The organism is Brenneria corticis, assembly GCF_003115855.1.
Classification (GTDB): Bacteria; Pseudomonadota; Gammaproteobacteria; order Enterobacterales; family Enterobacteriaceae; genus Brenneria; species Brenneria corticis.
In genome coordinates this window covers 112,512-124,762 of sequence record NZ_KZ819084.1, presented here as the reverse complement: position 1 = coordinate 124,762, position 12,251 = coordinate 112,512, and the positions used below count along the sequence as shown (strand labels likewise).

The following is a 12,251-nucleotide window of genomic DNA, read 5'->3' as shown; positions in this document are numbered from 1 at the left end:
AGCTTAAGTTTTACCGCCGCCGCTAGAACTTCCAGGCGTAGGCGATGCCGAGAATATCCTGGCTCATCTTCACGTTGGCTTCGCCGCCGCCAAAGGCCGCCGGAATGGAGCCATTGCCGTTGACGGTCTCCTTGAAGCCGTAGGTATAGGCCAGGCTCAACTCTCCGTCAGGCGAAGGCGCCCACGTCAGGCCGACGCTCAGGTGGTTGCGAATCACTCCCGGGGCAAGCACATTGAGGAAGGTCTGGCTCTTTTGCACCGGCTGGTCGGCATGGCTGAAACCGCCGCGCAGCGTCAGTTCAGGACTCAGCGCATAGCTGACGGCCAGCTTATACACCGTCACGTCCCGCCAGCCGAAACCGGGGCCGTTCTTCGAGCCGAAATTATCGCCCGCGAATACCGACTGCACGTTGAACTCATTGGCGATGGAACGCACGCTGCCGTATTTGATCTCCTGCACGTCGGCGGATACCGTCAGCGCCGGCGTCACCTTGTACGCCAGCCCCACGCCGTAGTTTTCCGGAATGTCGAAACTGCCGCCGTCGGCAAACAGCCCGGCATAGCGGTCGAACTCCCCGGCCTTGATCTTCGAAGACCAGGTCAGCCCCAGCGTCAGGTCGTCGGTCAACCGGCCCTGCCAGCCCAGACGCAGGCCCCAGCCGGTGGAGGTGTCGTTGCCGCGATCGTTGAAGTTGCCGCCATCGCTGGAAAAACCGGAAAACGCGTTCAATCCCTTGGCGGAGAAGCGCTGATAGACGAAATTCACACCGACGCCGAGAGACTGCCGTTCGGTAAACTTATAGGCCAGCGAGGGGGTAATAAACAGCTGGCTCAGATTGACGCCCGCGCTGCCGTTGCCGCCAAAGGCGGCGTAGGGATTCTCTTTATAGTCGGTATTCATGCCGCCGTTGCCGTACACGGCGACGCCGACGCCCAGGCGATCGTTCAGTTGCTTGCTATAGCCGATCTCCGGCAGCAGAAAATACTTTCTCTCGCTGCCGTCGTACCGGCCGTTGGCGCCCGCCGCATTCCCTTCGATCTCGGCGCTGCGATCCGGGGCGAACAGGGTCGCGCCGATATCCAGACGATCGCCGATCCATACCGTGCCGGCCGGATTGTTGGCCGCCGCCAGGGCATCCTGCGGCTGGGCGATGCTGACCCCCGCCTGCCCCTGAGCCTTGATGCCGTAGCCGTGCATAAAATAGCCATTGGTCGCGCCGGCCTGGGTGCTGACGACGCCGCCCAGCACCGCCAGCGCAGCCAGTCGTATTTTGGATCTCACTATAGTTTCTCCCTGAAGATAGCGCCGGATCCGGCCGCCTTGGCGTCAACTATTAAACCAAATGCATACCGTTTAATAATAATATTGAATGCTATTTTTATATCGGAAGGAAATAATCGATCCGCACGGCGCTTACTCCCTGGTCGGCGGCTGACGGCACAGGCTGGCGGACAGGCGATCCAGCAGAATCGCCATCAGCACCACCACAAAACCGCTCTGCAATCCCTGCCCGACGTCCAGTTGCTGAATGCTGGTCAGGATATCGTTGCCCAGTCCCCCGGCGCCGACCATCGAGGCGATAATCACCATCGACATCGCCATCATGATGGTCTGGTTCACGCCCGCCATAATCGACGGCAAGGCATTGGGCAACTGCACTTTCAGCAGCAGCTGACGCGGGGTACAGCCGAACGCCAGCCCGGCCTCTATCAGTATTTTATCCACCTGGCGGATCCCCAGGTCGGTTAAGCGCACCACCGGCGGCATCGAAAACAGTACCGTGGCGAAAATGCCCGGCGGCCTGCCGAGGCCGAACAGAATGGTCGCCGGGATCAGGTAAACAAACGCCGGCATGGTCTGCATAAAATCCAGCAGCGGCCTCACCGCCATACCGATGCGCCGATGTCGGGCAATCAGGATGCCCAGCGGAATACCAAGCAACAGGCTGAAAAACGTCGCCGACAGGGTCAGGCCCAGGGTTATCGCCGCGTGCTGCGCATAGCCGCTGTAGACGATATACAGCGTCGCGGCCGCGCTGAAGAGCGCGAATCCCCAACCCAGCCGCCACCAGCTCAGCGCCACCGCCAGCAGCACCAGCCCCCAGGGAGAGAGCAGCAGCAATCCCTGTTCCAGTCCGCCGGAGACGCCGTCGAGCAGCGCGGCGATAAATTCGAATATCTCGCCATGCTGGCTCAGCAGATAGCGCACCGCGTCGTCAATCTGACTGCTGAAATTTAGCGGTTCAGCCATGAGTAGATCCTCCCGGCGCGGATGTTGCGGGGTAAATATCGGCATAGCTTTCCGCCAGCACATAGCGTGACGTATCAATCCCGGAGAAGAAGCGTTGCACATAGGCATTGGCCGGCGCATTCACCAGCTGTTCGGCGGTGCCGGTCTGCACCAGACGTCCGTGTTCCATAATCGCAATCCGGTTGCCGATGCGCAGCGCTTCTTCGATATCGTGGGTGACGAAAACGATGGTGCGCTGCTGCTCCGCCTGTAGCCGCAGCAGCAGGCTCTGCATTTCCCGGCGGTTAATCGGGTCCAGCGCGGAAAAAGCTTCGTCCATCAGCAACAGGGGCGGATTAACCAGCAGCGCCCGCGCCAGCCCGACGCGCTGCTGCATGCCGCCGGAGAGCTGGTGCGGCATATGCCGGGCGACCTGCGCCAGTCCCACCTGCTCCAGAGCCGTCAGGGCCGCCTGATATCTGGCGGCGGCCTTGACCCCCGACAGTTCCAGGCCGAACGCCACGTTATCCAGCACGTTGCGCCGCGGCAATAAGGCGAATGACTGAAAGACCATACTCATGGAACGACGGCGAAGATCGATTAACTCCGCCGCCGATAAAGCGGAAAGCGCGCTATTTTCAAAAAAGATCTCGCCCGCCGTCGGTTCAATTAACCGATTGAGCGTACGCAATAAAGTTGATTTACCCGACCCTGACAATCCGACGATAACGAATATTTCCCCTTGACGGATATGCAGCGAAACATTATTTAACGCCACCGACCAACCGTGCGCGGATAATAATTCCGCGGCGTCCGTTCCCGCCTGTAAATAAGGAATCGCTTTATGCCCGCCGGAGCCAAAAACTTTATATAGCCCTTCGATTCGAATCAATTTTTCAGTCATTGGCCACCTGACACTTATACTCGCCATACGTCGAGCATATACATACAGAAGTGAGTAATCCGCGTAACGGAGCCCACTGTATAAGAAATAATAGCGCGCCAATAAAACTTTATCGTCTGAGTTATAACAAAATAATTTAACTCATCCCTGCGGCTGAAAATAACTCTCATGCCGGCTTTTGAAGGAAAATGATTCGTTAATCAGCCACTCTTTGACCCGGTGATACAGCGGGGATTCGCTTTCGCGCTGCGACTGGATCAGGTAATAGCCGCGCTCGGTTTTCACCTCCGGTCCGCAGGGGATAATCAGTTCGCCGTCATCCAGCAGTTGCCCCACCAGCGGCATCCAGCCCAATGCCACGCCCTTGCCTTTCAGCGCCGCCTCGATCAGCAGGGAATAGGCGTTAAAGGTTAACGAAGCCACTGAATTATCAAGGATAATCCGCTGCGCGCCGAACCAGTCATACCAGGTCAGCCAGCGGCTCGGGTTGGTCTCCGGCAAATTGAGCAGCGGCACCTTGAGCAAGGATTGCGGCGTATCCAGCGGACCATACTGACGAATAAACGCCGGAGTGCAGACCGGGACGACCAGCTCGGGAAACAGCTTTTCGCTGTGGCATCCCGGCCAGTGGCCGTTGCCGAAGGTAATGGAGAGATTGGCATGGCTGTCGCGCAGGTTGAAGTCATTGGGTGACGTGGAAATCTGCACGTCCACGTCCGGCATCAGGCGCTGTAGCTTATCCAGCCGGGGCAGCAGCCAGTAGCTGGCGAAGCCCATGTCGGTATCGATGCGCAGGGTGTCTCTGGTTTTCTTTTTCTTTATTTTTTCAATCTGTTGGCTGATATCCGTCAGGCTGCTGTAAACAATATGGTAAAGCCGATCGCCTTCCGGCGTTAATAATACGCCGCGATGACGCCGTTCGAACAACGCCACGCCAAGTTCGCGTTCCAGTTGATTAATACGCTGGCTGACCGCCGGCTGCGAGGTTCCCAGTTCTTCGGCCGCCGCGGTGAAATTAAGATGACGGGCCGCCGCCTCGAAAAATATTAACGCCGGGAGCGACGGTAATCGATTAATTGCTGACATAATCCCCTCTTATCAAGGCATAAGTTTTTAACCCGTTCACAGCCTGTGGAGATTATGAGATAAAAAATTATATTAATGAAGTGGCATTCTTAAGGTGATTTAAGATATATGCTTAGCAGAAAACCGAATATCGTTATTTTAATGGCCGATCAATTAACCGCGGGCGCGCTCTCCGCCTACGGTAATAAAATAACCAAGACGCCCAATATTGATAAATTATCCCGGCAGGGCGTGGTGTTTGAGTCGGCCTATTGCAATAGCCCGTTATGCGCGCCGTCCCGCGCGACATTAATGACCGGGCTGTTAAATTCCGCCAATAACGTTTTTGATAACGCCGCCGAATTCAGCGCGGAGCAGCCGACCTTTTGTCATTATCTGCGCGTGCAGGGTTATCACACCATTCTGGCGGGCAAAATGCATTTTTGCGGCCCCGATCAGCTACACGGTTTTAATGAACGTCTGACCACCGATATTTACCCCGCCGATTTCGGCTGGACGCCAGACTGGCGGAATCCTGAAGTGCGGCTCGACTGGTATCACAATATGAGTTCGGTGATCGACGCCGGTACCTGCATTCGCACCAATCAGCTGGATTTCGACGACGAAGCGGTGTTCCTGACCCGGCAGAAACTGTTTGATATCGCCCGTCAGGGCAATCAGCAGCCGTTCCTATTGCTGATGTCCCTGACCCACCCGCACGATCCTTTCGCCATACCGCAGCCTTATCTCGACCGTTATTCGCCGCAGGATATTGATTTACCGAAGGTGAGCGCCGCCCAGGCGCCGTCGGACCCGCACTCCCGGCGGCTGCGCAAGATATACCAGCTGACCGACGACCTGCTGAGCGACGAACAGATCCGCCGCGCGCGCCACGCTTACTATGGCGCGGTCTCTTATGTCGACGATCAGTTCGGCGCCGTTCTCGCGACCCTGGAAGAGACCGGATTGGCCGAGGATACCATCGTGCTGGTGATTTCCGATCATGGCGAAATGCTCGGCGAACGCGGACTGTGGTATAAAATGGGCTTCTTCGAGGGCGCCGCGCGCATCCCGTTTATCGTCCATGCGCCGGACCGCTTTGCCGCGCATCGCGTCGACGCCAGCGTCTCGCTGGCCGACCTGCTGCCCACGCTGGTGGAGCTGGCGGGCGGCGAGCCGTCGTCGCTGCCCGCGACGCTGGCCGGGCACAGTCTGCTGCCCCATCTGCGCCGGGAAGCCGGGCACGACGGCGTTTACGCCGAATATCTGGCGGAAGGCGCGCTGGCGCCCATCGTGATGATCCGCCGCGGCGACTGGAAATACGTCCATTCCCTCAGCGATCCCGAACTGTTGTTCAACCTGCGCGAAGATCCGCATGAACTGAACAATCTGGCCGCGGACGCCGCTTGCCTGCCGGTGCTGTCGGCGCTGCGGGACGAGGTGGCGTCGCGCTGGGATCTGCCGGCGCTGCACCAGCGCGTATTGCAAAGCCAGCAAAACCGCCTGTTCCTCAACCGGGCGCTGGCGCACGGCACGGCGCCGGCGTGGGACTATCAGCCGGTGCAGGACGCCAGCCGCCGCTATATTCGCAACAACCAGACACTGGATGAACAAGAGGCGGTGGCGCGTTTTCCACGTCCTCACTCTTCCTCCCCTAACCAATAACACGGGAATTTATCATGCGCTTTCGCCATTCCGCCGTCACACTGCTTATCCCCTTACTGCTCGGCAGCGCTTTTTCGGCCCAGGCCGCCGTCGACGACGCCAGCTGCCGGTTAGTGAGAATGTCCGATCCGGGCTGGACCGACATCAACGCCACCAATGCGCTGGCCGGCGTGTTGCTGGAAGGGCTGGGCTATCGGCAGCAGGTGCAAAACCTGTCGGTCGCGCTGGGCTTTCAGGGCCTGAAATCCTCCCAGCTGGACGTTTTTCTGGGAAACTGGATGCCCGCGCAACAGCCGGTAATTGAAAAATTCACCCGCGACGGTTCGGTTGAAGTATTGACCGCCAACCTGGCCAGCGCCAAATTCACCCTGGCGGTGCCGGATTACGTCGCCCAGGCCGGGGTAAAAGACTTTGCCGATCTGGCGAAATACGGCGATCGGTTCCAGCATAAAATTTACGGCATCGCGCCAGGCGCGCCGGCCAACCAGAATATCAAACGCATGATCGACCAGAAGGAGCTCGGCCTTGACGACTGGTCGCTGGTGGAATCCAGCGAAAGCGGCATGCTGGCGCAGGTTGAGCGGGCGGTGAATAAAAAAGAGTGGATCGTCTTCCTCGGCTGGGAGCCCCACGCGATGAATACCCGTCATTCCCTGGTCTACCTTGGCGGCGGCGATGAGTGGTTCGGGCCGAATTACGGCAGCGCGACGGTCAATACCGTAGTTCGCAAAAGCTATGCGCAGGCTTGCCCCAACGTCGCCCGGCTGTTCAGCAATCTGCAATTCAGCGTCGACCTGGAAAACAAGGTGATCAAACGCCTGCTGGACGATAAGCAAACGCCGCGTGACGCCGCGCGCGCCGAAATCAGCGCTAACCCGCAACAGCTTGAACCCTGGCTGAACAACGTCACCACGCTGGACGGCAAACCGGGGCTTGACGCCGTGCGCCAGTCCTTGTCGCGTTAATCGGGCGGGCTGAATCCCCCGTTTACCCTAAAGCGGGGGATTTAGCGCGGCGCTTAGGGTTTTATCGCGTAGCGCTGGATAAGCAGCCGCGACAGACCATCCATGGCAAAGCCAATCACGCCGATGGTGACGATCACCGCCATCAGCTCCGAGTAAGCCAGACGGTCGCGGGCGTCGAGAATGGCGTATCCCAGTCCCGACGTCACGCCAAGCATTTCGCAGGGCACCAGCACAATCCACAGAATGCCGATCGCCAGCCGGATGCCGGTGAGCAGATGGCTTAAAATCCCCGGCAGAATAATGTGCCACAAGGTTTCCAGCGGCGTGGCGCTCAGGGAGCGCGCCAGCATCAGCCAGCCGGCATGCAGGTGTTTTACCCCGCTGGCGGTATTGATGATCATCGGCCACACCGCCGCAAAGGTCAGCAAAAACCACACCGGACGATCGCCGACCCCCAGCGCCATCACCGCCACCGGCATCCAGGAGAGCGGCGAAATCATCCTCAGCAACTGCAGGACCGGCATCGACAGCCGTTCCAACGCGGTGAAACAGCCGATCAGCAGGCCGATGGGAATGCCGATAAGCAGAGCCAGCAGCAGCCCGATGCCGACGCGTTGCAGGCTGACCGCGCCGTGCTCCAGCAGATTGCCGTGCCACAGCATCTCCCACAGGCTGGCGAAGGCGGCGGCGGGCGCAAACAGGCCGGCGATGCCGTCCAGCGAACGGGTCGCCAGCCACCAGACAATCAACGCGATGAGCAGGCCGGGCACGCCCCAGACGAGGCGCAGGAAAAAAAGCTTCATGGCGCGATGACTTCCTTACGCGCAAACACGCCGTCCGTCAGGCCAAACGCGCTCTGCCCGCCTGCCCGCGCAATACTGTTGCGCACAAAGCGATCGTCCACCAACTGCGCGGTGGCCGCCTGCGGATCCAGATCGGCCAGAAAGTCGGCGTTGCCTTCCATCACCGTGGTTTTCAGCTGTTCGATAAGCTTAAGGAAATAATCCTCGTAGGGGTAAGGCTGAAAATCAATCCGCTGCTGATGCCACTCCGGGTGGGAAATCGCGCCGTCCGCCCGCCAGCGCGCAAGATTGTCCGCCGCGGGATCCAGCACCTGCTGCAACACCTCGCGCTCGTGCGGCGTATAGCGGCGATCGTCGCTGCGCGAAAGCAGCGCCGCGGTTTCCGCGCGGTTATGTCGAATCCATTTTTGCGCGTCGACGACGGCATTGACCACATTCTGGCTCCATGCCGGGCGCTGCGCCAGATCGCTTTCGTGCATAAACACCACGCAGCAGGCGTGGCTCTGCCATACGTCGCCGGTAAAACGCAGCACCCGCCCCACCTTGCGCGCCTCCGCCAGCGCGTTAAACGGCTCGGCGACGATAAACCCGTGAATTTGCCCGGCGGCCAGCGCGGGCACCATATCGGAAGGCGGCATAACGATAAGCTGTACCTGCCGGTCGCCGGGTTTGCCGGTCACCGCCTGTAGTCCCGCCTGACGCAGCATCTGCTGTAACACCACGTTATGGATCGAGTACCAGAACGGCACCGCCACGGTTTTCCCGGCCAGATCGGCTAAGCGCGCGATCTGCGGCGCCACGGTCAGCGCGGAACCGTTGGTATGGTTCCAGGCCACCACTTTCGCCGGGATGCGCGCCTGAAAACGCGCCCACACCGTCACCGGCGACAACATATGGATGACGTTGACCTTGCCGGAAATAAACGCCTCAATCAGCTGCGACCAGCTGCGAAACATCACCGGGCGCTCCGCCTCCAGCCCGGACTGGCTGAACAGGCCGCGGGCATGAGCCACCAGCAGCGGCGAGGCGTCGGTGATCGGCAGATAGCCGATGCGTACCGGCGCGTCGGGCTCGACGGCGGCGCGAGCCTGCTGCTGCATAACCAGCGGCAGCGCGGCGCCCGCGCTGAGCAACGCGCTCAGTCTGAGGAAATCGCGGCGCGACATTGCATTACAGGTCCGACACATTTGCTACCTCCGTTGTTTTTCCAATCGCGCGCGAATCGCGCAGTTTTTTCACAATATCCAGCCGATAGCGAGCCAGCGCCTCCAGCGCGTCATCGCGCGGATGAGGAAGATCGATGCTCCAGCTGCCGGCCACATGACCCGGACTGCCGCCCAATAAAATCACCCGATCGGCGATCAGCAAGGCTTCATCAATATCATGGGTAATCATCAGCGCCGACATGCGGTGCCGGCGCAGCACCGCTACCAGTAAACGCTGCATCTCTTGGCGGGTTATCTCATCCAGCGAGCTGAAGGGCTCGTCAAGCAGCATCACCCGCGGCCGCCTTGCCAGGCAGCGCGCCAGCGCCGCCCGCTGCGCCATGCCGCCGGACAGCTGCGCCGGCAGTTTGCCGGCGTGCCCCTGTAGCCCCACAGCCTCGATCGCCTGGACGATGCGCTCCCGGCGCTCGCCGGCGCTCAGCCTGGGCTGATGGCGGAAATTGAGACCGAAGGCCACGTTTTGCTCCAGCGTGCGCCACGGCAGCAGCGTGGGATCCTGAAAAGCCACCGACAGATGCGGATGCGGGCCGTTCAGCGGCTCCCCCCGATAGGCGACCCGGCCGGAAAGCGCTTTTTCCAGACCGGCCAGAATACGCAACAGGCTGGATTTCCCGACCCCGCTGCTGCCCACCACCACGACAATCTCATTGTCGTTCAGCGAAAAATCGATGCCGTCCAGCAGCACGGTGGCGGCGGCGCCCTGGCGGTAGCCGACCATCAGCCCTTGCGCGTCAAGCAGCGCGCTCATCGGGCGGTCTCCGCCAGCTGGTGCCTGAGCTGCATAATGCTCGGGGTGATCAGCGGTAAAAAGGCGCTTTCCCGCCAGCGCCGGGCGAAGTGGTCGCCTTCCGGGGAGAGGTAGGCTTTGCCGCCGCGCAGCACCAGTTCCAGCTGTATCCCTTGCAGCGCCAGCTCGATCAGCGCGATGCGCAGGCGGAACATCTCGGCGGGCCGCTGGGTGAAACGCTCCTGGCTTACTCCGCGCAGTAATTGTGTTTGGATATCGTCATAGCTTCGCTGCAGTTGCCGCCACTCCTCATACAGTAAGTGGCCGCGGCTCAGACGCTCACGGCAGTTTTCCAGTACCTGCCGCGTCAGGCCGAGCGCCATGCCGCATTGCAGGCCCAGAAAGCGCGGGCGCACCTGCGGCAAAAACGTCTCGGCGTCGGAATGCACAATGGCGGACCGATCCAGCCTGACCTGTGCAAAATCCAGCGCCGCGGTGGCGCTCCCGCGCATCGACATCAGATTCAGGTCCTCGGAACGCCGCACGCCGTCAAGATCGGAGGCGATGGCGGCGATAAACGGCGGCCGATCGTCCAGCGGACGCACCACCGTCATCACCTGAAACCCGGCGCGCTGCAGATTGGTCACCCAGTGCAGCCGCCCGTCCACCGTCCAGCCCTTCTCGTCTTCGCGGCCGGTGACCTGTAGCTCCTCAAGTCCTGAGAGAAACTTCATCGCGTTGGACAACCCGGTGGCGCCGGCGGTTTTTCCCGCCAGCAGATCGGGCAGTTGACTTTCGCGCAGCGCCGATTGGGGGGATTGCAGCAGCAGCTCGATATAGGTGCGATGCCCCCAGAAGACGAATGCGGCGGTGAGCGAGCAGCGCGCCACCTCGCTCACCGCCTCTATGGCGTCGATAATGGCGCCGCCGCTGCCGCCGAGTTCGTCCGGCACGCCGATGCGAAACAGACCGGCGTCGCCCAGGCGTGACGGCAAAACGGCGGACTGCGCGGCGGATTGGTCCAGATCGTTGGCCTCGGCGCTCAGCCAGCGGCGCAAGGTATCATTCAGCATTCAGAGCCCTCGTGGGTATCGGCGCGTAACAGGGAGCGTTATTATTCCGACCAGGCCCAGCGCCGCAGTTCCTGGTTCAACGGCGTTTGCGCAAAACCGTTGGCGAAATTGCACAGCGTCGCCAGGCTGACGCCGAGTATCACGTCCAGCGCCTGCTGTTGCGTAAAGCCCGCCGCGTAAAACGCCTGATAGGCGTCGTCGCTCACCGCGCCGCGCCGCGCAATCACCTCGCGGGTAAAATCGGCAACGGCCTGCAGATGCGCATCCGCCAGCCCGGCGCCCTCGCGCAGCGCCGCCAGATCCTGCGGCGCCAGAATCGCTTTCTTTTCCACGGTCGCGCTATGCCCCGCGACGCAAAACGCGCAGCCGTGGGTGGTGGCCGCCACCAGTTGCACCACTTCCCTTTCCGCCGCGCTCAGGCTGTTATGGTTATTAATATCCGTTACGGTGAGATAGGTTTTAAGCGCCGCCGGCGAATTCGCCAGCACGCCCAATAAATTAGGAATAAAACCGGAAATACGCCTGGCGTTTTCCAGATAGGGCCGGCTTTCCGCCGGGGCGGACTCAATGGTCTGGATGGTGACTCGGGTCATGGCTTCTCTCCTGTAAACATTGCGAAGAATTATGTTGCCATTGCCTCTCTCCATCAATGCTGGTACAAAATAGTTTATTGCTCAATCGTCCGGTTTATATTCCATTACATTATGCGTGATAACGAATGGTTATTAGAAAACCTGCGGGTGGAAAGTTCGGTATTCCATATCGGCAAATATTGCGGCTCCTGGCAAGGCAGCACCGCAGGGCAAGGTAAATCAAGCTACCACATTGTTATGGACGGCGACTGCTGGCTGCACGCCGAGCACGATCCCGAGCCGATAGCGCTTAACCGCGGCGATATGGTGTTTATTTTCCAGGATTGTCCGTTCGTCCTTTCCAATCACCGGGAAAAAGACGCCGCCCTGCGGGCGCCCGGCAAGAAAATGCAGCCGTTGCATTTTCACGATCGCTCATCAACCGCCCTGGTCTGCGGCTTTTTTACTTTTCACAGCGTGATCAGCCATATGATTTTGTCGTTTCTGCCGCACAAAATAATAATAAGAAAGCGGGAGGATGAATTCGAAGCGGTGAGAAAGATCACCGAGGTAATTCATCATGAAGCCGCCAAAGAAGAGATGTGCAGCCATAAACTGATCTCTTCACTGGCGGAGGCGCTGCTTTTTATCGGTATCCGGCAATATTTGCACCAGCACCCGCCGGCGGCGGCGCTGGAAACCGCCAAAAACATGCCCGAATTTCTCAACCTGATCGCCACCATTTTGCTGTTCCCCGCCAGAGAGTGGACCATCCCGAAAATGGCCGACGCGATGGCGATGTCCCGTTCGTGGTTTATTCAACGCTTCAGCCAGGTCTCCGCGGTTCCCCCGGCGGAAATGGTCTGCCAGCTGCGCATGTCCCTCGCCTGCCGCTACATCGAGCAGGGCAAGACGCTGCAACAAACGGCGGAAATGGTCGGCTACCAATCCATCGCCGCCTTTAATCGGGCATTCCGCCGCATCATCGGCGTTACACCGGGCAAATACCGCGGCCGATAGC

General features: G+C 59.9%; 12 protein-coding genes. 3 read left to right on the top strand and 9 right to left on the bottom strand.

What is annotated here, in order from left to right; all coding sequences use genetic code 11:
* Window positions 1-22: 22 nt before the first annotated feature.
* From DDT56_RS15760 to DDT56_RS15745, 4 genes are all read right to left on the bottom strand, one after another.
* Window positions 23-1,282, bottom strand: coding sequence for an OmpP1/FadL family transporter (locus tag DDT56_RS15760; protein WP_136167385.1), 1,260 nt, complete (start codon window positions 1,280-1,282; stop codon window positions 23-25).
* Window positions 1,283-1,414: 132 nt separating this feature from the next.
* Window positions 1,415-2,251 carry an ABC transporter permease gene (locus DDT56_RS15755; RefSeq protein ID WP_136167384.1) on the bottom strand — a complete coding sequence of 279 codons (837 nt, stop codon included), beginning with the start codon at window positions 2,249-2,251 and terminating at the stop codon, window positions 1,415-1,417.
* On the bottom strand, window positions 2,244-3,134 hold the full coding sequence (locus DDT56_RS15750) for a quaternary amine ABC transporter ATP-binding protein (RefSeq protein ID WP_136167383.1): 891 nt from the start codon (window positions 3,132-3,134) through the stop codon (window positions 2,244-2,246). Before DDT56_RS15750 ends, DDT56_RS15755 begins: the two co-directional genes overlap by 8 nt.
* 141 nt (window positions 3,135-3,275) lie before the next feature.
* Window positions 3,276-4,220, bottom strand: a complete 945-nt coding sequence (locus DDT56_RS15745; protein WP_136167382.1) for a choline sulfate utilization transcriptional regulator — start codon at window positions 4,218-4,220, stop codon at window positions 3,276-3,278.
* Window positions 4,221-4,328: 108 nt separating this feature from the next.
* On the opposite strand from DDT56_RS15745, the gene betC reads away from it, so the two are divergent.
* Together betC and DDT56_RS15735 are read left to right on the top strand one after the other, a co-directional pair.
* Complete coding sequence (betC, locus tag DDT56_RS15740; protein WP_136167381.1) at window positions 4,329-5,864, top strand: choline-sulfatase; 1,536 nt, start codon at window positions 4,329-4,331, stop codon at window positions 5,862-5,864.
* 14 nt (window positions 5,865-5,878) lie between these two features.
* Entirely contained in the window at window positions 5,879-6,829 is a 951-nt protein-coding gene (locus DDT56_RS15735) for a choline ABC transporter substrate-binding protein (protein ID WP_136167380.1), read from the top strand.
* A gap of 53 nt (window positions 6,830-6,882) precedes the next feature.
* Here DDT56_RS15735 and DDT56_RS15730 read toward each other — a convergent pair whose 3' ends face one another.
* From DDT56_RS15730 to DDT56_RS15710, 5 genes are read right to left on the bottom strand one after another with little or no spacing between them, the layout of a single operon-like run.
* Complete coding sequence (locus DDT56_RS15730; RefSeq protein ID WP_136167379.1) at window positions 6,883-7,632, bottom strand: ABC transporter permease; 750 nt, start codon at window positions 7,630-7,632, stop codon at window positions 6,883-6,885.
* The gene (locus DDT56_RS15725) at window positions 7,629-8,819 is read right to left on the bottom strand and encodes an ABC transporter substrate-binding protein (protein WP_136167378.1); all 1,191 of its coding nucleotides are present in this window, start codon (window positions 8,817-8,819) and stop codon (window positions 7,629-7,631) included. Before DDT56_RS15725 ends, DDT56_RS15730 begins: the two co-directional genes overlap by 4 nt.
* On the bottom strand, window positions 8,803-9,606 hold the full coding sequence (locus DDT56_RS15720) for an ABC transporter ATP-binding protein (protein WP_136167377.1): 804 nt from the start codon (window positions 9,604-9,606) through the stop codon (window positions 8,803-8,805). The genes DDT56_RS15725 and DDT56_RS15720 overlap by 17 nt, the downstream gene beginning before the upstream one ends.
* Window positions 9,603-10,658: an acyl-CoA dehydrogenase family protein gene (locus tag DDT56_RS15715; protein ID WP_136167376.1), complete on the bottom strand. Its 1,056-nt coding sequence runs from the start codon at window positions 10,656-10,658 to the stop codon at window positions 9,603-9,605. The genes DDT56_RS15720 and DDT56_RS15715 overlap by 4 nt, the downstream gene beginning before the upstream one ends.
* Before the next feature lie 41 nt (window positions 10,659-10,699).
* Window positions 10,700-11,251 (bottom strand): carboxymuconolactone decarboxylase family protein, encoded by a 552-nt coding sequence (locus tag DDT56_RS15710; RefSeq protein WP_136167375.1) that lies wholly within the window; start codon window positions 11,249-11,251, stop codon window positions 10,700-10,702.
* A 111-nt stretch (window positions 11,252-11,362) separates the two neighbouring features.
* On the opposite strand from DDT56_RS15710, the gene DDT56_RS15705 reads away from it, so the two are divergent.
* Window positions 11,363-12,250, top strand: coding sequence for an AraC family transcriptional regulator (locus DDT56_RS15705; RefSeq protein ID WP_136167374.1), 888 nt, complete (start codon window positions 11,363-11,365; stop codon window positions 12,248-12,250).
* The last annotated feature ends 1 nt before the right edge of the window (window position 12,251 follow it).